Source organism: Pantoea sp. AS142 (assembly GCF_037152305.1).
GTDB lineage: Bacteria > Pseudomonadota > Gammaproteobacteria > Enterobacterales > Enterobacteriaceae > Pantoea.
The window spans coordinates 55,012-77,590 of record NZ_JBBCMO010000012.1 but is presented as its reverse complement, the minus strand read 5'-3'; the positions used below and the strand labels follow the sequence as shown (position 1 = coordinate 77,590).

19 protein-coding genes and 2 pseudogenes are annotated in these 22,579 nt (G+C 48.9%); 10 read left to right on the top strand and 11 right to left on the bottom strand.

Annotated features, from left to right (window positions below; translation table 11 throughout):
* The first annotated feature begins 457 nt into the window (after positions 1 to 457).
* Together WFO64_RS19390 and WFO64_RS19385 are read left to right on the top strand one after the other, a co-directional pair.
* A complete protein-coding gene (locus tag WFO64_RS19390; RefSeq protein ID WP_337013665.1) occupies positions 458 to 2,113 on the top strand; it encodes a methyl-accepting chemotaxis protein in 1,656 nt (551 codons plus the stop codon).
* 615 nt (positions 2,114 to 2,728) lie between these two features.
* The gene (locus tag WFO64_RS19385; RefSeq protein ID WP_337013664.1) at positions 2,729 to 4,654 is read left to right on the top strand and encodes a methyl-accepting chemotaxis protein; all 1,926 of its coding nucleotides are present in this window, start codon (positions 2,729 to 2,731) and stop codon (positions 4,652 to 4,654) included.
* A 59-nt stretch (positions 4,655 to 4,713) separates the two neighbouring features.
* Here WFO64_RS19385 and WFO64_RS19380 read toward each other — a convergent pair whose 3' ends face one another.
* From WFO64_RS19380 to WFO64_RS19370, 3 genes and pseudogenes are all read right to left on the bottom strand, one after another.
* Positions 4,714 to 5,514: an MBL fold metallo-hydrolase gene (locus tag WFO64_RS19380; protein ID WP_337013663.1), complete on the bottom strand. Its 801-nt coding sequence runs from the start codon at positions 5,512 to 5,514 to the stop codon at positions 4,714 to 4,716.
* Between the two features lie 77 nt (positions 5,515 to 5,591).
* A complete protein-coding gene (locus WFO64_RS19375) occupies positions 5,592 to 6,707 on the bottom strand; it encodes a metallophosphoesterase (RefSeq protein ID WP_337013662.1) in 1,116 nt (371 codons plus the stop codon).
* Positions 6,708 to 6,928: 221 nt separating this feature from the next.
* A pseudogene (locus WFO64_RS19370) lies at positions 6,929 to 7,216 on the bottom strand (ExeA family protein); the annotation flags it as partial.
* A 377-nt stretch (positions 7,217 to 7,593) separates the two neighbouring features.
* On the opposite strand from WFO64_RS19370, the gene WFO64_RS19365 reads away from it, so the two are divergent.
* Positions 7,594 to 8,301 carry a hypothetical protein gene (locus WFO64_RS19365; protein WP_337013661.1) on the top strand — a complete coding sequence of 236 codons (708 nt, stop codon included), beginning with the start codon at positions 7,594 to 7,596 and terminating at the stop codon, positions 8,299 to 8,301.
* Positions 8,302 to 8,687: 386 nt separating this feature from the next.
* Here WFO64_RS19365 and yajD read toward each other — a convergent pair whose 3' ends face one another.
* The 3 genes and pseudogenes from yajD to WFO64_RS19350 form a co-directional block, all read right to left on the bottom strand.
* Positions 8,688 to 9,035 (bottom strand): HNH nuclease YajD, encoded by a 348-nt coding sequence (gene yajD, locus WFO64_RS19360; protein ID WP_013356513.1) that lies wholly within the window; start codon positions 9,033 to 9,035, stop codon positions 8,688 to 8,690.
* Between the two features lie 386 nt (positions 9,036 to 9,421).
* Positions 9,422 to 9,598 carry a general stress protein gene (locus WFO64_RS19355; RefSeq protein ID WP_009093122.1) on the bottom strand — a complete coding sequence of 59 codons (177 nt, stop codon included), beginning with the start codon at positions 9,596 to 9,598 and terminating at the stop codon, positions 9,422 to 9,424.
* Positions 9,599 to 9,811: 213 nt separating this feature from the next.
* Positions 9,812 to 9,980: pseudogene (locus WFO64_RS19350) on the bottom strand (type II toxin-antitoxin system RelB/DinJ family antitoxin); the annotation flags it as partial.
* 342 nt (positions 9,981 to 10,322) lie between these two features.
* Between WFO64_RS19350 and WFO64_RS19345 the strand changes: the two are divergent.
* Entirely contained in the window at positions 10,323 to 12,296 is a 1,974-nt protein-coding gene (locus WFO64_RS19345; RefSeq protein WP_337013660.1) for a methyl-accepting chemotaxis protein, read from the top strand.
* Between the two features lie 104 nt (positions 12,297 to 12,400).
* A complete protein-coding gene (ahr, locus tag WFO64_RS19340) occupies positions 12,401 to 13,417 on the top strand; it encodes an NADPH-dependent aldehyde reductase Ahr (RefSeq protein ID WP_337013659.1) in 1,017 nt (338 codons plus the stop codon).
* Between the two features lie 761 nt (positions 13,418 to 14,178).
* Here ahr and WFO64_RS19330 read toward each other — a convergent pair.
* Positions 14,179 to 14,580, bottom strand: coding sequence for an H-NS family histone-like protein (locus WFO64_RS19330; protein WP_337013658.1), 402 nt, complete (start codon positions 14,578 to 14,580; stop codon positions 14,179 to 14,181).
* A 276-nt stretch (positions 14,581 to 14,856) separates the two neighbouring features.
* Here WFO64_RS19330 and WFO64_RS19325 point away from each other — a divergent pair, with 276 nt between their 5' ends.
* Positions 14,857 to 16,419 carry a sensor domain-containing diguanylate cyclase gene (locus WFO64_RS19325; RefSeq protein ID WP_337013657.1) on the top strand — a complete coding sequence of 521 codons (1,563 nt, stop codon included), beginning with the start codon at positions 14,857 to 14,859 and terminating at the stop codon, positions 16,417 to 16,419.
* 68 nt (positions 16,420 to 16,487) lie between these two features.
* Positions 16,488 to 16,934, top strand: coding sequence for a VOC family protein (locus WFO64_RS19320; RefSeq protein WP_337013656.1), 447 nt, complete (start codon positions 16,488 to 16,490; stop codon positions 16,932 to 16,934).
* 225 nt (positions 16,935 to 17,159) lie between these two features.
* Here the strand turns inward: WFO64_RS19320 and WFO64_RS19315 are convergent, their stop codons facing one another.
* Positions 17,160 to 17,561: an H-NS family histone-like protein gene (locus WFO64_RS19315; protein WP_337013655.1), complete on the bottom strand. Its 402-nt coding sequence runs from the start codon at positions 17,559 to 17,561 to the stop codon at positions 17,160 to 17,162.
* Positions 17,562 to 18,745: 1,184 nt separating this feature from the next.
* Between WFO64_RS19315 and WFO64_RS19310 the strand changes: the two genes are divergently transcribed.
* On the top strand, positions 18,746 to 18,931 hold the full coding sequence (locus WFO64_RS19310; protein WP_337013654.1) for a DUF2256 domain-containing protein: 186 nt from the start codon (positions 18,746 to 18,748) through the stop codon (positions 18,929 to 18,931).
* Between the two features lie 46 nt (positions 18,932 to 18,977).
* On the opposite strand, the gene WFO64_RS19305 is transcribed toward WFO64_RS19310, so the two are convergent.
* The 3 genes from WFO64_RS19305 to WFO64_RS19295 form a co-directional block, all read right to left on the bottom strand.
* A complete protein-coding gene (locus tag WFO64_RS19305) occupies positions 18,978 to 19,283 on the bottom strand; it encodes a hypothetical protein (RefSeq protein WP_442956166.1) in 306 nt (101 codons plus the stop codon).
* Between the two features lie 108 nt (positions 19,284 to 19,391).
* Complete coding sequence (locus tag WFO64_RS19300) at positions 19,392 to 19,934, bottom strand: YfaZ family outer membrane protein (protein WP_337013653.1); 543 nt, start codon at positions 19,932 to 19,934, stop codon at positions 19,392 to 19,394.
* 63 nt (positions 19,935 to 19,997) lie between these two features.
* A complete protein-coding gene (locus tag WFO64_RS19295; RefSeq protein WP_337013652.1) occupies positions 19,998 to 20,234 on the bottom strand; it encodes a YgdI/YgdR family lipoprotein in 237 nt (78 codons plus the stop codon).
* A 773-nt stretch (positions 20,235 to 21,007) separates the two neighbouring features.
* Between WFO64_RS19295 and WFO64_RS19290 the strand changes: the two genes are divergently transcribed.
* Positions 21,008 to 21,874 (top strand): radical SAM protein, encoded by an 867-nt coding sequence (locus WFO64_RS19290; RefSeq protein WP_337013651.1) that lies wholly within the window; start codon positions 21,008 to 21,010, stop codon positions 21,872 to 21,874.
* The gene (locus tag WFO64_RS19285) at positions 21,871 to 22,578 is read left to right on the top strand and encodes a deoxynucleoside kinase (protein WP_337013650.1); all 708 of its coding nucleotides are present in this window, start codon (positions 21,871 to 21,873) and stop codon (positions 22,576 to 22,578) included. Before WFO64_RS19290 ends, WFO64_RS19285 begins: the two co-directional genes overlap by 4 nt.
* Position 22,579 lies beyond the last annotated feature (1 nt).

Below are 22,579 nucleotides of genomic sequence, written 5' to 3'. Positions count from 1 at the left end.
CTGATGACAAGCCGCCATTCTGGTATTTTGTCGAATAGGGGGCATGCTGCTTTACTGTGATCATAAACCCTGCTGCTGTTGATTTCGCTGCAACATCATCCTGTATCTGAATGTACTTTGCTTAATCGATTATCGTCAGCACCACTGTTGAATTAGCGGGCTAATCATCAGATTTCAATGAATCACTACCAACGGTAAATTCTGACCATACGTCACTGAAGAACATCCAGCGTGCAGGAGGCCAGATTGTTAGATGATGAAAGGATGTAAAAAGATGTATCAAAATAAAATTAAATAAATGCAGACTCTTATTTTGCATAGTTCACGCTGTGTTAGGCGCAAGGAAAAAGAAAAAAATATATTTCCCGTTATTGATTAAAGGCCCGCGTGCTGTCGCCGATAAGAACGATCCAGCTTTAAAAAATTTTTCAAAATAATTTTCTTCCCTGAGGCGTTTATGACTATTACACAGCGTCTGGTATTGATTTTCTCACTGCTTGCAATGTCGCTGATTGCGCTGGTGATTATCTCTTTATCAGTCATTTCGGGTTTTCAAGCCCGTTTCGAATATGTACAGGCGAACGCGATTCCCAGCATTCGCGATCTTAATAAATCGATCAGTGCCACCAACCAACTGGGTGTTGCTTTATATCGTCATCAGAGCATCACCGATGCCTCGAAACTGCCGGCTGAGGAAGAGCGTATTGAGAATCTGCTTCAGCAGATTAAGTCGCTAGATGATTATTATATGGCGAATGACATATCCAGTGATGAAGACAAGGCGATGACCGAGCAGGCCTATAAAAATCTGGATGCCGTTCGTAATGCACTACCGGCTTTTCTTGCTGCATCGCGCGCGCAAAATGATTTGGTATCGCTCCCGCTTCTGCAGGGTGAAAACGGAATCGGAGCCGCAAACCGTAAAATGGAAGCAGATTTTACCCGTCAGATTCAGCTAAATATCGCTATTGGTGAACAACTCAGGGTTGAGAACAAGCGCGTTTACTCTCAGACACTTTGGGCCATGTCGGGCGGATCGTTACTGGTGATTCTGTTACTGGCAGCCTTCTCGGTCAAGGTTATCCTCGGGATCAAAAAGAACCTCACTGGTATGGTCAATACTATGACGCAGGTGAGTCATACCCTCGACCTGACCCATACCGCGGAAGTCACCAGTAAGGATGAGATCGGCAAAACGGCGATGGCGTTTAACCAGTTGCTGGCGCGAGTTTCTGACACGCTGCTCTCGGTCAGTCACGCCGCACAATCGGTCAGTACCGGCGCAACGCAGATTGCCGCGGGCAACGAAGATCTCTCTGCGCGCACTGAAGAACAGGCGGCGTCACTGGAGCAGACATCTGCCAGCATGGCAACGCTGAGCGAAACGGTACGTCAGAACTCAGAAGGTGCGCATCAGGCCAGTAGCCTGGCGAATAACGCCAACCACATGTCGATCCAGAATGGCACGGCAGTGAAGCAGATGCTTAGCACCATGGATGAGATCCGTGGCAGTTCTGCCAAAATCTCTGAAATCACTGGGCTGATTGAGGGCATTGCGTTTCAGACGAATATTCTGGCACTTAACGCAGCAGTCGAAGCAGCACGTGCGGGCGAACATGGTCGTGGCTTCGCCGTTGTCGCCTCTGAAGTGCGTAATCTGGCGCAGCGATCCTCGTCTGCCGCGCGCGAAATCAAAGATCTAATCTCAACGTCGGTTTCACAGGTGGAACATGGTTTAGAGCAGGCAAGCGGCGTAGGATCAAACAGTGAGAATGTCCGTCAGGCGATTCAGCAGGTGGCCGATCTGGTCAATGAAATTGCGGCAGCCACTTCTGAGCAGAGCAAAGGCATTGAGCAGGTTCATCAGGCGATTGGGCAAATGGATGAAGTGACGCAGCAAAACGCCTCGTTGGTGGAAGAAGCTTCATCCGCCTCTAAGTCGCTGCAGGAGCAGGCCGGAACGCTGTCGGCACTGGTGGCAACCTTTACTGTTGAAAACGCAACCCACCTGTCGGCACAGCAGCCTGCTGCAGCGTTTCGTCCGGCATTGAAAACCCCCCAGTCTGAGCGGCAGAGTGTTGATCTGAACAAAGCAAACTGGGAAAGCTTTTAAACGTTAACCCCGGTCTGAAAAGCCTCTACGCAGTAGAGGCTTTTTTTTGCTTATTATTACTCTTCATCTCAGAGCGGTGATTTTTTTAATCGAAATGAAAACGATTTCATTTATGCGCTGACACGGATATAACTATTTAGCGTTATTTTATTAGGGGGTTTTGATTAGTGCGAAATTTAAAAGCAGGGCGATGAACGTAATGGTAGTCTATTCAGATAAAACCAGAATGTCGGTTATCGGCTGCGACAGGTTTTACTTTAATTTATTTTTTTCAAAGCAGTGATGCTGAAGTCTGGCTAACGACTTTATTTTTTTAAGCGGTATTTTAATTTTATCTTTCTAATTTATAAGGTTATTTTATAATTTGCCTTAGATTTATTCTGCAATAATTATCGTCTATTTATTCACTGTAAAATAACCATTCGCAATCTATACTCTCGGGTGTTGTGATCTGGCTATATATTTAACCATGTGAGATTCATTGCCTTCTGGCGGCTGAGTGTTGAATGAAATCAGCCTTCGGGCATAAATGAAAAAATCGTGAAAATAATAAAATTACACAACTTTTTTGTGCATTAAATCACCAGCACGCCTCATACATCAGAGCGGAAAAGAATGAAAAAAATACTCGACCGGATTAATTTGCCAGCGAAGTTCCTGTTACTGGGATCCTTTGCGCTGGTGCTGTTTATTTTACCTACCTTTCTGTTTATCCAGACCGGTAACCAGCTTATTGACACAAAGAAAGTTGAACTCACCGGTATTCCGGTTGAGAAAAAAGTTCTTCAGCTACTGAACCTGCTACAGCGTCATCGGGCTGAAAGCGCAATCGCGATTGGTCAGAACAAACCGGATAACCCGCCGCGGATGGCGTTGGTGACACAGATTAATAGTTTGTCTGAGAGCATTACTGCCGATTTGCGTCAAAGCGATGAGCAGGCGCAGCCATTAAAGCGGCTTGAGCAGGTCAATCAGGAGTGGCGTCAGTTACAGGAGGATCTGAATGGCGGGCGACTGACACTGGCGAGCAGCCTGACACAGCATACTCATCTGATTCAGGTTGTGCTGGACACCAATCAGGATGTGCTGGATTTTTACCAACTGTCACTGGATGCCGATTTAAATACCTATCAACTGATCGTCAGCATTTTTGGCCGGTTGCCGCTGCTCACTGAAACGCTGGGCCAGATTCGCGGAAACGGCGCTTCGCTGATTGCCAGCGGTAAAGTATCTGATGCCGATCGCAGCCGTCTGGCATTTCAGATTGATAATGGCAAAATAGCACTGTCGCAGTTCAGCAGTAATATGGATAAGGTGTTTACTATTGAACCCGATCTCAAGAGCACCTTTGGTGATCTGACGCTGAATGCGAAACAGCAGGTGCTGAGTGCATTGCAGCTGGCTGAAGGTGCCATCGTAACGGGACAGATCACCATTTCGCCGGTGGAATATGTCAGAGTCTTTACCGAGGCGATTAACCGCTACGTCGGGCTTGGCAACCAGAGTAGCGGCCGCCTGCAGGCGCTATTGCAATCACAAATCGATGAGCGTCGTCAGGCACAGTATCTGCTGCTGGCTGGCCTGCTGGCGATTGCGCTGCTGTCAATCTTACTGGCAGCCATGATCACTCGTTCTGTTACCCGTCCGGTTAAAGAGGCGGTTGAAGTTGCCAGTCGTGTGGCAGCCGGTGATCTGACGGCACAGCTGACCATTTCCGGCAGTAATGAGATGGCTGAGCTGCTGAGTGCGTTGATGCGGATGCAGCAGCGTCTTGCCCAGCTGGTTTCCGATATCAAAGGTAATGCGGCTACCATCGCCAACTCCTCGGAAGAGATTGCCCGTGGCAATGGTGACCTCTCGTCGCGCACCGAACAGCAGGCAGCTTCGCTGGCTGAGACGGCGGCCAGCATGGAGCAACTGGCGGCAATCATTCAGCAGAATGCGGATAACACGCGCTTTGCCTCTGTCCGCGCGGAGTCGGCCACGCAGGCGGCCCTGTTAAGCGGTGCGGCGATGGATTCGGTAATGCAAACCATGCATAAAATCCGTGGCAGCTCGGGCCAGATTGAAGAGATTACTTCGGTCATTGATAGCATCGCCTTCCAGACCAACATTCTGGCGCTGAATGCAGCGGTAGAAGCAGCACGTGCCGGTGAGCAGGGCAAAGGCTTTGCGGTTGTCGCGTCAGAAGTGCGGGCACTGGCACAGCGCTCAGCCAGTGCCGCTAAAGAGATTAAGAGTCTGATTGAACAGTCGGTGAATCATGCCCAGGAAGGGATCGCGATGGCGCAAAACGCTGGTGACAAGGTAAAACAGAGCGTCAGCGCCATTGAGCAGACCTCGCAGCTTATGCGCGATATCTCTTCTTCATCCGAGGAGCAGAGCAGTGGTATTTCGCAGGTCAACATTGCGGTGAACCAGATGGATCAGGTCACGCAGCAGAACGCCGTACTGGTCGAAGAGTCTGCCACCTCTGCTGAGGAGCTGGCCTCGCGTGCAGGACAGTTACGTACCATGGTTGCGGTGTTCCAGACCACATAATGACGTTAAAACAGCCGCCACCTGTGGGCGGCTGTTCTCTTCTCCGCGTTGATCGTCCACTACGCCTGATGATCCTGAAGACAGGCGAGATATTTCTCTCCCGACCGCATGACTGTCTCTTTTGCCTGCTGATAGATATCCTGACCTTCAAACGCGCCATGAAGCTGTCCAAACTTTATGCCGGAGAGCCGATGCAGAATGTCGCCTACCGTGGCGGCTGACAGCGGCAGCATGTTCGGGTAGCTCCACATAAACGATACGCCATGCGCCCCCGGCGTGACCTGAATAATATCCCCCGCCAGAATGACTCCTTCGCCCTCGTCCCAGTGCAGCACGCTGCCACCCGGAAAATGGCCTCCCAGCCGTAACAGCATCACAGAGGGCATCAGCGTCATTGACTCTCCCTGCCATAGCTGGATATGCGGACTCTCCCGCACAATCCATTGCCGATCCCGGGCATGCAGATGGATGGGTGCACTAAACGCCTCAGCCCACGCCTGCATGGTGGTGTAGTAATGCGGATGCGAAATCGCGATAGCATCAATGCCGCCGAGTGCCGCGATCAGCGTGTATGTAGCGTCATCTAGATTGGCAATGCAATCCCACAGTACGTTGCCGTGCGGCGTACGCAGCAGAAATGCGCGCTGGTTGATTGCAAATTCAGGCACAGTTTTAAGGCTTAACAGTGCATCGCTGTGGGCCGTCCACTTATTGGCATGACTGGCGCGCAACGCATCAAATGCGATCCAGCGCTGACCCGCTGCCGGAACGTACTGACGTTCATCATCACAGATTTTACAATGCTGATGAGGGGGCTGAGTGGGATAAGCGGTACCGCAGGCCGTACATAACATCGTCATGGTGATCTCCTTTGTCTCACACAAGCTTATGCACACCTGCGAAAACCGCACTTTCCTGATGCTGTTTCGTCACACGATTACGGCTGGCGACACAGGGTAATCCGCGTCAGTTCCGAGGGACGGCCCAGCCTGACCGCCATGCCTGGCCACAGCGCAGTACCGTTATTCACATAGAGCTGCATCCCGCCGACCTGATAAAGCCCGGAAACAAACCCGGCGTTGGGTTTAGCAAACAGCCGGTCCAGCCCGATAATCAGGCCGCCATGCGTGTGGCCAGAGAGCTGCACATCCACGCCTTGCGCTGCGTTCTGGCGTGCATTGCGTGGCTGGTGATCCAGTAGAATCACGGGTGCGTTTTCAGGCGCCTGTTCCAGCGCGTGGGTCAGGTTCGGGCCGGTCGCGTTTCTGCCGGGTGCAGAGGCGTCCGGCAGGCCTGCAATCACCAGTTTTGCTGTTCCACGCTGGATAACGGTATGGCTGTTGAGCAGAGGTTGCAGCCCCAGTGAGGCCAGATGTGCCGTCCAGATCGCCTGGTGGAAGAAATATTCGTGGTTGCCGGTGATGGCCCATACTCCGTCGGGTGCGGCAAGCCCGCGCAACGGCGCAACGTCATGCCGTCGATGCGCCAGACTGCCATCGATCACATCGCCTGTGACCACAATCAGGTCGGCTTTGAGAGCCATTGCCCGTTCGACCATTGCGGCGGTCCAGGCAGCGTTGAACAATCGGGTGATGTGCAGGTCGGTCAGCTGCAGGAGCTGATAGCCCTGGAACTCAACTGGCAGGTTAGGCAGCATCAGCGTCACCTCTTTGACTGGCGGCACCCGTATTGCCTGCTGTACCCCAAAGGCAGCCAGCGCCATCGCCAGCACCACGGTCAGATAGCGAACACCGGGAACCAGTTCCAGCGGATGACGTAACAGCAGGGCGAGCAGCATGATCGCATCCATCAGCATCTGAAGCAGTGCCAGCAGCAGCACGGTGCTGTATGCCCAGTTAAATAGAATGATGATGATGCGGGGCATTTCAGCGGAGAAGATCCCACCCGAGGTGAACCGGCTTACCAGCAGATACTGTGAGGCCAGCAGCGCCAGTGCTGAGAGCAGGATTTTTATAGCCAGTGGCAGGGACAAGGGAATAATGACGCGCGCGATAACATACCAGCTGGGTAAGCTGAAAATCAGGTGAAACATGGCAGTTTTCCGGTTGGGCGCTGAACATCAGCGCAGGTAAAAAAGAGACGATCGTTTATGAAGCTGTTTTCAGCACTGTAGTGTATACGATGCTACCTCAGGGTGGCTGCCGGCGGCATTATCGCAGCAATCGTGTGTGACCGTTGTCTTCAGCCTGGAGCCGAAATGTAGCAGCTCGCAATTCACTTTGCCGGGCTCACAATAACTGCAAATCAACATCGTCATATTGGCAAACCGACTGCCAGCCTTTTTTCGCGTAGCTCGGCGGTGCGGGCAGGGTCTAACTGATTGTTAAATAAGGCCCTGGTTTCAGCAGGTTTTGCATCGAACTGCTCCACCCTATCCATCAGCCGGTAACCATGCCGCGTGAGCGCCGGTTCCAGATAATCCAGCTGACCTGACAGCACGGATTCAACCTGTGTGGCGGTCATCGGCTTTTCACCTGTCTGGTATCCTGTTTCCATCGCCAGCAGGTCAACCGCTTTGGTCGTCAGAATATCTTCCGGTTCGGCGGCTTCCGCTGGCTTTTTCTGCACGAAGGATTTTACGACCGGTAGCACGAACAATTTGTGTCTTAAGGGTAAGGTTCTGTTCTCGGGTTGAACACGGGCATAGCCGTGAGCACCATAATGATGAAAACGGTCGTGTCTGACTTTAATAAGGCAAATGTAGCACCGCGATGCGATAAAAAATAAATGAGACAGGAGGACTTCCTCACCGGATTGACTGTTTTGGGTTGGCTTATAAAAAACCAATTCCATTGAGCTACCTTCAAAATATACTTTGGAATAAAATACTTTCTTAACAAGAATATGCTTTGTTCTTGTTTGTATTCAATCAATGAAAAGTTTTTCCTTGTTAAGGAATAGATAAGAGAGGAACTAAAATGAATCGAGAAAGTATTGAGAGTGTTAAATTGGGTGACACTGATCCCTCACATACAAATCCAACTGGCGATCCTTCTGTTGGATATCCTCAGATTTGTATCCGGACCAACCGAACAGCGGAACGAACTGATTTGGATGCAGTTATCAAAACTGCAAATGAAGTCGCTGCAAAGTACCCTGATGATAAGGACGAAAGAGGAAAACAAGTCATGGCAGCCCTGGGCAGTATGTTTGGGGGTGGGAGTTTCGGACATGCCTGGATCATCATTTTTCACAGTGAAGTTGAGGGTGATTGCGATACTTATGCTTATCACGATGAGTTTGGTTATGTACATAACGGTGATACTAATGGCGAAACCAACGATACTCCGCAGAGAGGGTTTGCTTACCAGCGTATTGTTCCAATCGATGCCACGGGTATTGAAAGGCTGGAAAAGTTAATCATCCCGGGTCTGAATGTCGTTAGTGATCTTATTGGGGCAGCTATGGGGAAAAAACCAGCCAAAGGTCGACATGGTGTATACAGTGCACTAAATAATTGTTCATGGTTTGCGGGTAATGTCTGGAAATACAGCACATCAGATAAACTCATCTACGAACAAGAATTCTCCGGAAAAGATTATGCAGAAAGTTGGGGTATTGATGCATTGATTATTGTATCTGAGGTAGCCGATCCGGGAATGATCGCCGAAAGTCTTGCAAAATAAACCCGTCAAATGAATCATTACTTACGGTAACCAGCGTGTTACCGTTTTTTTTCCAACATAAAATCCATTTTCAATTATTGTGAGCCCGGCAAAATGGGTTATGAGCCGGGCAGGATAAATGCGAGCCCATGATCACTCAATGTAAGCCGGTGGTATTTCTTATTTGCAGTTAATGTGGTCCGAAAATGGCGCTGATTGCGAGTCAGAAAGATTTCGATTGTGAACCGCTATACTTAAAGAACGCGGATTTCATGACGCAGTCGCTCTCTGCGTTAACCTCGATAGCGCTAAGCAGGTGTGTCAGTGCGAGGGGAGTTATGCATCAGGGTCGGGAATGAGCCTGCCAGACCGTATTGAAAAGGCCTGACAGTCTGAAAGTTCGGGGATTATTTCTTCTTATTAAGCATCGACTTTAGGTCAGCAAACGGATTGTACGTAGCTTCACCCACATCTTTTTGTGCATCTTCGCCTGCCACCACGCGGGTGCCATACTGGTCAGCCTCGGTGTACTTTGAATGCTCGTGATCATGACAATAGAGACACAATAGCTCCCAGTTACTGCCATCTTCCGGATTGTTGGTATGGTCATGATCGATATGGTGAACCGTCAACTCGCGCAGGTTTGAATAAACAAACTCGCGTGAGCAGCGTCCGCAAACCCATGGATAGATTTTAAGTGCTTTCTCACGATAGCCGCTTTCCAACCGTGAGTAGTTTTTGGGGATCAGAGCCATTGCCGGGGTTACCTGTTATGCAGAGAAAATTTCACGATAATGCAGCCAATATATCTCACAATGGAACAGAAGGAGAACTCATCTGAAAACCATCTCCTTGCGTTAATCTGCCTTTTATCTCAGACAGGGTTTTATGCGCCATCGATCATCTCTTCCATTCCGCTAAATACCAGGTCGATGCCCCGCTGCATTAATCATTAACATCCCGCCGATAAAGACTTACAAATCAGAAAGATATGTGAAAGACATAAGCATTTACCGTTTTGTGTAAGACATCAGCGTTAAATGTAATGCAGGGCATTCTAAACAGCTTAGAAAATCGGGGAGCGATAACGGGAGAGATGCCACTCCATGGCGTAAAACTTCCTAAAGCGCTTTATTCAGAATTACTTAGAAGGACGGCGACTAATCTTGCCTCCTTTCCGACCGGCTTCCCTGGCTTTTTCATGATCGTTTTTGAAATTGCCCCCACTGACTTTGCCTCCTGCACTGCCAGCTTCGCTCGCACGCTCTGGATCGTTGGCAAAATTACCGGCACCACCTCTGTATTTCTGTTGTGTCATAGGAAGACCTCATATCAATGTTCCATTAGATAAAAAGGACTAGCTAGTCACATCAGGAAGCATAGTCGCCCGCTTCGGTTATGCAAATGTACAGCCTGAAATCTATGATCAACCGCGGGGGCACTGCGCGATTGGTTCTGGCGTCAGCAGGGTGAACAACAGGAGGCAATGGGTTCAATGGGCTACGGTTCGGGAAATACACTGCCAGCGCCACTCGTCACGGCGTAACGCCTGCTTAAAAGAAAGACGTTCATTATCTGCAACACATTTGAGCATGAGGCGCCGTGCAGTGGACGGAGTCGCGCCCATATGTCTGAATTGCAGCGTAGGATCGCATCTTCGGGTCATAATCAATAGGGATGTTGATTGTACCTGGAGCCATCCTTTGTATTGATATTTGCTATGACTATAATCGCACCGGTGAGTCAGCATCGCAGCCCGTAAACAAGAGTGACCAGCCTTATAACTTCCCGGCGAACTCCTACTCTGGCTTTTGTTATGCCACTGACATTTAACAAACAAATTCATAAAACCAACAGCAGCGATCGTTAAAGGTTTTCCCGCTACTGGCGATAATCAACTTGCGTTGAGCGCGCCGATCAATGATGAACCCGGCACTTCGCGACGAGTTCTGAACGCGAACGGACCTGCTTTTAGCCCTCCTTTTATACATACCAGAAAGCGCGAATTTTGCGCAACCTACTAAAATAAAAGTGAAAATAATATGCCGATCCTTGAGACGATCAAAAGATGCCTGCCTGTTGCCCGTCTTATGCGTAGCAGTCAGCCAGCGAACGGTACCTACGATTGTCGGGCGTTGCCAGATTCACTGGCCTCCATTGGTTTAAGCTCTCGTGCGGGCGGGATCCTGATGACCTTTGTGCCGCCTGAAGCCGATTTTCAGCGGGTCAGTCAGGCCTGGCAGCGCCTCAATTCCGCCGATCTGACGGTGCTGACGCTCTCCTCTAACGGTGCGCTGAGCAGTAGCCGACAGCAGAGTACCTATTGTGAGGGCAATGGCCCAGAGGGAAGCTATCTCTGGTTGCCAGACAGTCTGATCGCCCGTCATGAGACGCATATTATCGATCTGCATGTCACCGATACGCAGACCGCCAGCCAGCGCATCACTGCCATCCAGCAGGAGCTGGCGCGATTGCAGGTGCGGATGCCGCTCTCGGCCGATCGTACTTTCGCCATGATTTACTGCGACGGCTTGTCGGCGTCAGAAGGCTTTCTGATGCAGGCCTGGTACAACAGCGGGCGCTTTCCCTGCCTGGCTATTGGCGGTTCAGCGGGTGGCAAAATTACCTTTGATGGCACCTGGATTGGCACCGGCGGAAAGGTGCTACAGGGCAAGGCTGTGATCGTGTTCTGTCAGATGGCGCCAGGAAAATCTTTTGCACCCTTCAAAAGCCAGAACTTTACGCCACGCGATCAGAGCTGGCTGATTGCCGAAGCCGATCCGATTGCGCGCACCGTAACCTCCGTGTTTAACCGCCAGGGCCAGCAGCAACCGTTTGTTGCAGCGCTGTGTGAACATCTTAACTGCAACGAAGCACAACTGACCGAGCAGCTAAAGGGGTTAACCTTCGGCGTTAAGGTCGGTGACGAGTTTTTTATCCGCTCGATCGCTAAAATTGAATCGGGTGGTGTGCAGTTTTTCTGTGACCTCGAGTTTGGTGATCGTCTGTTCCTGATGGAGGAGAAAGACTTCAAACAGGCGACGCAGCAGGAGTGGCAGGCTTTTACCGCTCAGCATGGCAAACCGGCGGCAATTCTGATGAACGATTGTATCCTGCGCCGGGTCGGCAATGCCGATAAGCTGCACAATGCCCACTTCTTCAAAGGGATCGCCGCCGCCGGTTTTTCCAGCTTTGGCGAAATTCTGGGCGTGCCAATTAATCAGACACTCTCTGCACTGGTGTTCTTCAACCATGACGTCAAAGCGATGAGCCAGTTTCCGGTGGAGTATGCTGGGTATGCGGCACATTACGCGCAACGGGCGTTGCGACGCTGGGAGGCGCTAAACAGCATTCAGACGCGGGTACTGGATCGGGTTATCAACTATCAGCAGGCACTGACACCGCTGATGGAAGCGCTGCCTGTGCTGGAGACGGCCACGCAGAGCCAGGGCGAAACACTGAGTCTCGCAGAAAGTAGCATCCGTAACATCAGCAATATCGCCACTGAGAGTCAGCAGGCGCAGGGCCGGCTGGATGATGGTCTGGACGATCTGGAAAAGATTTCCAACGGTATCAATGAGATTACACATGGCATCAGCAATATTGCTTTCCAGACCAACATACTGGCGCTGAATGCCGCGGTAGAAGCGGCACGCGCAGGCGAGGCGGGTCGGGGATTTGCGGTGGTCGCGGGCGAAGTTCGTCGTCTGGCGCACTCATCGAAAGAGCAGGCCGAAGCCACGGCCAGTAACATTGGAGAGGCGGTCTCCACCATTTCACGTATCCGGCTGGTGGCCAGTGATTCGGCGCAAACCGCCGCGCAGATGGCAGAGCACAGCATCAACGCGGCCGATACGCTGGCTGCCATGAATCAGCAGACCCGACATGAGCGCGCCGATATTGCGAAGCACCTCGGCAGCTTGCGTGAACTGACGCAGGGAATGGATGCGATGCAGGAAGCTGTTGCGCAACTCAAGGTGCTGCAGACGCTCTCCGGTGCGCAGGTTAATGGCTGATTTATCAGCACAAAAGACAAAAAAGTGCGCTGTAAGCGCAACGGTCAGGCAAGCCGGGCTTTCAGTTGTTACACTTGTCAGTGATTAACCACGCAGAGGTATGAATGAAAATTAAAAGTTATGCAGCCATGCAGGCTGGCCAGGCCCTTGAACTCTATGAGTACGATGCCGCCGAACTGGCAGCCGAAGAAGTCGAAGTCCAGGTCGAATATTGTGGCGTCTGCCACTCAGATCTGTCGATGATCGACAACGAGTGGGGCATCTCTCAATTCCCGGTGATTGCAGGACATGAAGTGATTGGCCGCGTCTCTGCCCTGGGCGAAGCGGCCAGGAGCAAAGGTCTCTCTGTCGGCCAGCGTGTAGGAATTGGCTGGACAGCCAAAAGCTGTCAGCATTGCGATGCCTGTATCAACGGTGAGCAGGTTAACTGTCAGCAGGGCAGCATCCCGACCATCATGAATAAAGGTGGCTTTGCCGAAAAGCTGCGGGCTGACTGGCAATGGGTTATCCCGCTGCCGGAAAAACTGGACGCGGCGAGTGCGGGACCGCTGTTGTGTGGCGGTATCACCGTGTTTAAACCGCTGCTTATGAGCAACATCGCTGTTACCAGCCGTGTTGGTGTAATTGGTATCGGCGGACTGGGCCATATCGCGATCAAAATTCTGCACGCTATGGGTGTCGAAGTCGTCGCATTCAGCTCAACGCCAGATAAAAAGCAGTCGATCCTGGATATGGGCGCAGATGAAGTGGTTAACAGTCGGGATCCTGAAGCCCTGAAGAAGCAGGCGGGTCGATTTGACCTGATCCTGAGCACCGTGGCGGTCGACCTGGACTGGAAACCGTATTTCGCAGCGCTGGCACCTCAAGGTAAATTCCATACCGTGGGTGCAGTAATGAAGCCGATTGAAGTCAATGCTTTTGAGTTGATCCAGGGCGACAAAGCAGTGACCGGTTCATCAACCGGCTCACCAGGCCAGCTGCGTTCGCTGCTGCGACTCGCCTCTCGTGCGGATATTGCCCCACAGGTTGAGTTCTTCCCGATGTCGGACATCAACAAAGCGCTGGATCACGTTCGCGCTGGTAAAGCCAATTACCGTGTTGTCTTGAAAGCCGATTTCTGATGCGAATCTGACATGTTATGCCGCAGCCAACTGCGGCATTTTTTTATCTTTATTTTGCCAGTAGTCCATCAGCCAGCCCCGCAGCGATGACCTCATTGGCTGCCACGCTTAACCATTTCGCTGTAGAACATTCTGCATTGTTGCGGTGCCATGCGGCAACTATCTGATAGCCTGGCGTATCTCTATACCATCGGCGATGGTCCGCGCCGAAGAACCAGGCTGACATGATCATAATGAGGGCTTTGCAGCCCAGTCAGTGTCACCGGATTAGCCTGCAACTCAGTTAATTCGATGGCTCGCTCCCAGGGTTCTGCTGCCGTTTTTAGCAGCCAGCAGACTCACGGGCTTATGCAGGGTTGCTTGATCAGCATCAGGGTGCCACGCACCGGGAATTTGAGCGTGACTTCTGTGAGCGTTTTCCGCAGGTTCATCTCGACAGTAATGCCCTTTATTGCCCGTGACGATTGTCTGATTACTTCAGCAGGCATTACTGCTGTCAGGGCATCTTCCATCAGCACTGTAGTAGAAAAATCGGTTTTTGATTCGCCTGTTTCAATTCGTCAGCGTTTTGAATCCCGATTTGAGGTCTTTCCCAGCGAGTAGCGCCAGACCTTTCGTGGCGCATTACCGTTGATTATCGATGAGACAGTGGGCCTGATGGTGAGTGACCAGACCTGGGTGACTGTGTGCGCCCTGTGGCTTTGCATGCCGGAAGCTTCCCGCGTAATGGCGGTCAACATTCCGGCAGGAATTTATCGCCGCTATAGCAGAAATTCATCCAGCGACTGGCCGTTTTCAATCGCCGCTTTAATTACAGAAGGAGTACGGCCCTGACCCGTCCAGTAACGAACCTGGCCATTTTCATCACTATAACGGTATTTCGCCGGACGCTTCGCGCGTTTTTTTTTGCTGATTACTGCGGGGGATGCGCTATTTATCAGCTCCGCTGGATTAATCCCTTCTTCCAGTAATAACTCATGATAGAACGCCAGTTTTTCCGCTTTCTCACGGGCTTCTGCTTCCCGCGCGCTTTCCTCTTCACGACATTCTTTTACTACGGTCTCTAACTTCTGGCGTAACTCCTCCAGCACATCTAAAGGCATATTTCGCGCCTCTGCACGAAGCGTGCGGATATTATTCAAACTACTAAGATTCTTATTCATAAATATTCCTCAAATACTCAAGTTAATCAATCAAGTGCAAATTATTCAGTCGGCAAGGGTAACATCTCCCCGCCTGATTTTTGAAGCATTAGTGTAGCTCTATTTGCTGCAAATTCTGCATTAAGGATGATTTTTGAGCCAGTAAAGCAGAATATTTAAGCGAAAAATGCTGGTTAAAGCTGAGTTGTCATTATCGAAGAGTTATTGCGGGATTTGTATTTTTTGCTTTTGATTAACTGTGCTTAAATCAGTCAACAGGGTTTATTAAGGACAGGCATGAAGTTTCGCCGAAAAAATGATGAGCAAGTGCTAAAAATCTCACCGTTGCTGAGAAGTATTATACTCTCAGGCGTATTGCTCACCGTGGCGGTGATTGGCTTAAATCTGTGGACGCTGCGGGAGGACTGGAGTGAAACCGTCGATAAAGCTGAAAATACAGCGGTAAATCTTTCGCTGTCACAGGCGCGCCAGGCAGACGATACGTTTTTGCAAACCGAACTCTCATTACGCGAAGTACAACGCGAGCTACAACAGCAAATCGCTACGTCGGGTGTGGACGGAGAGGCACTAAGCCAGACGATGCGTCTGTTGCAGAGTCGTCTGCCGCAACTTCATGGTTTGTTCTACTATGACGCGCGGGGAAAGTGGATAGCGACATCCATGAGCAGAACACCGCCTGACATTAATAATTCCGATCGTGAATATTTCAATTATCACCGGGCCAGCCCGAGAAATAACCTGCATGTTGGCCCGGTGCTTCGCAGCCGTACCACTCACGAGCTGGTGATCCCGGTTACGCTTCGTGTGAATGATGCTTTCAACGGTTTTAAGGGAGTCTTACTGGCTACGATTAAAGTGGACTATTTCCGCCGTTTCTATAGCTACTATGAACTCAGCGATGGAGATGTGCTGGTACTGATGCTGGCAGACAGTACGGTGCTTTACGCCCGTCCGATGCCGGATAGCTACATCGGCAAAAACCTCTCAGTGAGTCCGCTTTTCCTGAAGATGCTGGCTCATGCGGACAGAGGCAGTGGTCAGTGGACCGCTGCGCTCGATGGTAAAAAACGCATCTTTGGTTTTGTCCGCTCACAGCGATATCCACTGGTGGTTGCCGCAGGATACGACAAGCGTGCGCTTTTTAACCACTGGGTAAAAAGCTGGGTACAGGATCTGATTCTGAGCCTGGCTCTGCTGGTTGTTATTCTTTTACTAGGCGCATTTGTGCTGCGTCAGGCACGGCATACGCTGCGTTATCAGCTTGAGCTGACGCGATTGCGTGATGAGCTGACCGCTGCTAATCGCGCACTGGAAAATCTGGCACAGAGTGACGGGTTGACGGGGCTTGCCAACCGGCGCCATTTTGATCAGGTGCTGACTGAATGCCTGCAAAACGTGGCGCTTAGCGGTCTGCCAATGTCATTGATTCTGTTAGATATCGATTATTTTAAATGTTACAACGACACTTATGGTCATGTGGCCGGTGACGACTGCCTGCAAAAAGTTGCCATCACTCTAAAGGAAACCGCCCGGAGCAAAAACGAACTTACAGCCCGCTATGGTGGTGAAGAGTTTGCCATCATTCTGCCCGAACAGCCGTTGTCAGTAGCATTGACCCTCGCTGAATCCATCATTGCAGCAGTCAATCAGCTCGAAATACCGCATCGCACCACTGAACTGCCGCAAAAACACATTACCCTGAGCGCAGGCTGCGCCGTATGCTTTGCTTCTGATTCGCAACAGGGGAAACAGGCGCTGATAGAGCGCGCGGATGAGGCGTTATATCGCGCTAAACGAGCAGGGCGTAACCAGGTCATGTGTGAAGAGCATAGCGGCTGAGCATCCGTGATCAAATCCTGAATTGCATCTGTGGCAGAGTAATCGCTCAAGCTAAACAGGGCGTGGCTATGTCAAACGATACAGGTTTCACTCATCTTGCGTTACAGGTTCGCGATTTAGAAATGAGTGTGGATTTTTATCAGCGTTACGCCGGGATGCAGGTGATACACCAGCGTGAACCTGGCCTTACCGAAGCACAGAAGGTGGCCTGGCTGTCGGATCTTACCCGGCCTTTCGCACTGGTGCTGGTGCAACCTGAGAACAGTGACGATACCCCGCTGGGACCATTTGGCCATGTTGGCGTAGCCTGCGCCAGCCGTGAAGAAATAGATGAGAAAGTTGCCCGCGCGCGGCTTGAAGGCGTGTTGCGACGCGATGCGCAGCAATCTGATGCGCCAGTGGGTTACTGGGCATTTTTTGCCGATCCTGATGGCAATACGCTTGAGCTCTCTTATGGTCAGCAGATCGGGTTGGAAATTATCACAGCCCGTGACACGCAACCACGGAATAAATAAAGCGGCTGTGGGAATGGAATGAACACATTACCAGTAGTGTGGTTGCCGATTTTTCAGTTATTGAGTTCAGGATAATGCCTAAGCAGGATGACGGATGGATTCATGATAACAAGGCGCGGAAGGAAAAGGTAAGTGCTGGCCGGTAATTGGATACTTGTGCCTGATGATTTACGGTGAAAAAACCGCCTGATCAAAGTGGGCGGTTTTTCATTTATATCTCCTGAATTAAATCAGGAAATCATCCAGTGATTTGCCGGCATCAATGGCTGATTTAATAGCAGACGGGGTGCGGCCCTGGCCTGTCCACTGCTTAACTTCACCATTTTCATCAGTGTACTGATATTTAGCCGGACGCGGCGCACGTTTTTTCTTCTCTGCTGGCGCAGTCGGCATACCATTTAACAGTTCGTTAGGATCGATACCTTCCTGCAACAGTAATTCACGGTATTTTGCCAGTTTCTCAGCTTTTTCACGATTAGCCGCTTCATAAGCCTGGGTTTCTTCGCGTCGCTCACTGACCACAACCGACAGTTTTTCCAGCATTTCTTCCAGGGCAGCAAGGTCAAGCTCGCGAGCGTTTGCGCGAAGGGTACGGATATTATTCAAGCTGTTGAGAGTGTCACTCATCAAAGTCACCATAGTCATGTTCAGATAATAAATACAGAGCGGGTTCACGCTGATGCTTTTCGTCAGACCTGCTTTTTAACGTGCTTGCCTTCGAAGAATCAAAATACAGAACCGATAGTTCAACGCTGACATATTAATCGCTTTTTCTGAGAGTTTAAACTGTAATTAACATATGACCCTTAAACAAAAGTAAAGTTACTCTTTTTTACGCTCTTCGCTCAAAATGTCAAAAGAGGCATCATTTGATGACGCTGTATAATTTAGTCACGTTATGGATTCTCCAGGCTTACCCGCTGATTTAGCCGTGCTGACGTTTCGCTAATCCCCTACCTGCCTTGTTCTGACAGTTAAACACCGTTATGACTTATCACTCAGATCAGAGTGGATATGACGATGAGGTTAAGCCTGATAGTGATGTAAAAAGCAGAAAGCAAAATTACGAAAGAATAATCCTTAGGCTGCAGATTTATTGAAGGTATCTGTAACCAGCTGATAATGAGATGTTTTTATCTTTGGTGTAGTATTCAGGCTTACCCGAGTAACAGCATCGGCCGGGTTGCTGATTAGTTTTGATGGCCTGCAGAGACGCACAATCAAACAAATGGATACTAACCGGTAAGAATCGCGCGTGACGGCCTGAACGTGAATTGATTATTCGGGGACGTAATGACTTTTTTATCCTCTGAAAAGGTTTGATGAAGCAGCAAGTGGATGAGGCGATCCTGAACAGCATCATCCGCCCGCATTATTGCCTGATGCGCCGATGACGCTGCCAATGTTGGCGATCTCAGTTGCCTGCAATACCCATTAATCAGTATTAATGCGTCAGTCTATTGGTTACTTACTTCACCAGCCTGAGACAGAACGGAGGGTAAGAGGCTAAATAATAATCTGATCTGATATCCCGATGGTTTCATAGGGAGTGCACATTGTTAACATCCGCAATTAATTCGGCGTTAGTGTACTAGTGCGTTGAATAATCCTGGCGACTCAGAATTTCGACGATCGATATCAGTTTAAAGGGCAGGGGCAGTAAATAAACAGGTAATGTGAAGCCTCATCAAAAAAGCGGGTGGCTCACGTTGCGGCAACATTGCCATCGCTTATCTGAATAGACAATGCGCTACGCTGCATGAGCGTTATGCTATTGTCAGCGCCATAGTGGTTTTTCAGGGGGCACTGACGTGTTCAAAGGCAATAAAAAGTCACTGCCGGTTCGCTACTGTAAAATATGTAACAAACCGATGTCATGGCGAAAAAAGTGGGAACGGTGTTGGGACGAGGTGTTGTATTGCTCGGAACGCTGCCGGCGCCAGCGCGCTGAACGGCAAAAGGATGATGCAGAAAGGCAATCTAAGCATAACCGGTAAATCTCATCAGAGCTGGCCACGGAGTAACTGGTCAGCTCTGATAGAGTTATTGCTGAACCTGAATCTGTTGCCAGCCTTTTTTGTACATACAATCTTTCACCAATATCTCTCGCTGGCTTCCATTGGCGTCGCTGATGGAGTAATTGGTGTCAGTGGTTTTGTATTTACTGTCTTTCGAGGTGTATTTACTACTAACGACATTGTCAGGAGGCAAATCACGCAGCGCCTGAGCCTGACAGGCTGTTTCTGCCATTGTTTCCTGCTGCTCAGATGCGTCAGGCTTGACCCATTTGTACTGCACGCATCCGGTCAGACAGAGACTAAATAACATCAGCATAAGAGATTTCATCATCTGTTTCTCAGTGATCCCCGTCTGAGTTGAGACGAGAGGTTGAGTAAGGAAAGCGTCAGTTAACCTGCAAAATTTCCTCACCGCACAAAAGTGAATAGGTATCCGACATTAAAATGTCAGGCCGCCCCCAATGTAGGGACCATCGATCAGGTTATGACCCGGACGTCCATCTTTGCCATCAACACCCGCATAGCGATAGCCCACTTTTAAAACCAATGGACCCAAGGGTGACCAGCTGACGCCGCCGTTTGCTTCCACGAAATTCTTGACGCTGTTGGTCAGCTGTTCCGGGGCCGAATAACCTTCCCCATATAACGCAAAATGAGCTGGCAGATTGAGTTTCACCCCGCCGCCGACAGGAAATGCGACGCCGTTATCGCCTTTTTTACCGCCAATGTAAGTGGCTTTAGCGCCAGCGGTCAGCATCACCGGACCGATTTCCAGATTGTAACCGGTTCCCGCCTGACCAATCTGAACCCCATCCGCTGTATTTTTGATCCACTGACTATCCAGATAAAGTCCACTTGATGAATGGCCAATTTCTGCGTCAAGCGCAGAGAAATTTTTACCTTGTTCCCCATTAAGGCCAAAGGCCATTGCAGATGAAGAGATACACAGGAGTAAGCTGAGGCTGATTACAGAAATTTTCATTGGCCAGTTTTTCCACAAGATGAGATTTTCAGGGTGGTAATCACAATCGTTGCTTATAGCGATTTACTTTTGCACAATCTCTTTAACATCGTGCTGTTGCAATTGATGCATGTTTCCGTCTGTGTCTTTATAAGAGATCAAGCCTGTTTCTTTGTCTCTGGCGGGCTTGCCATGGGTGGTAATCATGTGTCCATCATTGGTGGAGATGACGTAATTGCTTGAGCAGGCGGAGAGGGACATAACGGAAGTGATCATCGCAATAGCGAAGGCAGTTTTCTTGCCATAATTGAAAGATGTCATTTTACTTTCCTGTCGTTACGCTTTAAGAAGATGAGGCATTATTAACCCGGGTTGTTAAACGCTATGATAACAATCCTGCTGTCGGGCACTGAATCATGAAAAGAATGATCTGCATCAACTCAGTAAGTCGGCCGGGAGAATACCAAATGAATGCTGTTGAATATAAAAAATGGGTTGTTAAGTGATCTGGAGAACGTAAGCATCATTTTGAATAAATGGTATTTTCGGGAGCTAATGAATAATGGTCAATATCTAAATTTAACAACCACGACACAATGAAGAGTTAACTATGCGTTTTAATTTATTCAGTCAGCAATGAAAAAGATTATTCAGCATGTTAGCGGAATAGGTTATTTTTAGTTACAACACACTCAAAGGAGATTATTACACCAAGCGAAGTATCCTGCCGAATTGAACTCTTTTGGGGACAACCCAGACAGAGTTGTTCTTAAATGAGTTTTTACGCCGAAATCACCGGAATCCCCGGAATCCCCGATTCATTGCGAATATTGTTTAGATCCTTCAACAAGGTTCGAAGCCTAATCGCAACGATACCAGTCGTAATGCATCACCCCAGTGATTTCATTCATTTTAAGTAGTCAGCCGCAATTTGGCATAATTTTGCCATTAATGAAGCAAGGCTAATGCGAATAAACAAGCACGCGCTGTACGGAATTTAGGCTTTAAATCTATCCAGTCAAAGAGTATTGTGTGGTATAACCATTTTTTTTATGTGGCTATGTTGGCTCAATTCAGTAATCAGAGGACTTGTAATGGACATTAGCAACTTGCTTCTGGATTTTAGAATAACCTCGCACTGCAATCTCGGATGTGATCTGTGTTTTCGCAACCCCGATATTAAAGATTCTTCTCTCTCCAGCACCCTTGATGTCATTGAACGCATGTATCGGATGGGTTTTCGCCGTATCGGGTTTACTGGTGGTGAGCCGACGTCCAGAGCAGACTTCATTAATTTGATTGAATATGCGAAACAGATGGGTTTTATGACCTATCTCTCCACCGTTGGACATCGCTTTATAATGGATCATGAACGGTTGAATCCCGTTCTGGACTGGGTGGGAATGCCAATCGACGGGATTGATAAGCGTGTAAATACAGATATTCGTAGTGATAAGATGAGTAACCAACACAAAGTAATTAAAAATATATTGACGTGGCTTCCGAATAATAATAACCGCATCAATATAAAACTTACCACTGTGGTTTCTCAGTCAAATATCAATCAGTTAGGCGATATTGTAAAATGGGTCGATGAACTTCCCTGTAAGATCCAGGCTTGGCGATTTTACCAATTCTGTCCATTGGGAGTAGGGAAAGGAAAAAGAGATAAATTAGAAATTAATACGGATTTTTTTAAATACAAAATGGATATTCTAAAAAAACAACATCCAGACCTGCCAATCAGTTGGGCTACATTTGAAGACAGGGACAAAGCCAATGTTGTTATGGAACCAAATTTTGACATTATTATTCCTGATGGTGAGAGCTATACTCTATTGGGTAATATGTTGAAAGACTCACCAGATAAAATCAAAAATGCCATATTTGGAAACGCTGAAATCATGGAGAAATGTAAGAATAATCGTTTCTGGTTGGAAGAAAGGGAGTTCATCGCATGAGATATAACTATCTTTACATGGACCCTTGGTCTGCAGATAAAAAAGAGTGCAACAAGCAAAGAACACCTCTCTATATATGTCTGTCAGGAAATTCAGGGGTTGGAAAAAGTACTCTTTTGAAGAAACTGTCTGCGCATTTATTCAAGGAAGATCCGGATACAGTCGCAATAGACGAAAAAAGCATCCACCATTCTCTCCTTCCTTATCTGTTCGATGATACAAGCAACTATGGTTATCTTATTCAACTTAACTTTATGATAGAACGTGCATTGATTATTAAATCCTGGCTGGATAGGGGCTTTAATCTGGTGATGGAGCGTTCCCATATTGAGGATCACATATTTATCAATTTCATGTTGAAGGCTAAATATATAAGCAAGATACAGTATGACGCTTACATCATTCTCTGGACAAGAATCAATGAATTGCTAGTTGAGCCTGATATTATCGCTTTCATTGATTATCCCGTGGAGTATTCACTCGCTCATATTCAGCATGACGAAATGCATGGTGTTCGACCGGCGGAGTTTCCTGATGAAGACATGAAGGTTAAATGGATAAAAGGATGGCATGAGGAATACCAGCATTTTATAGATAACCTTCCGAAGCATCTTCGTCAGCGGGTGATGATTTGTAATCATCCCGATGAAATTGACAATTTTTCTGATACAGCAATTCAAAAAGCAATATTATTGAGGATATAGA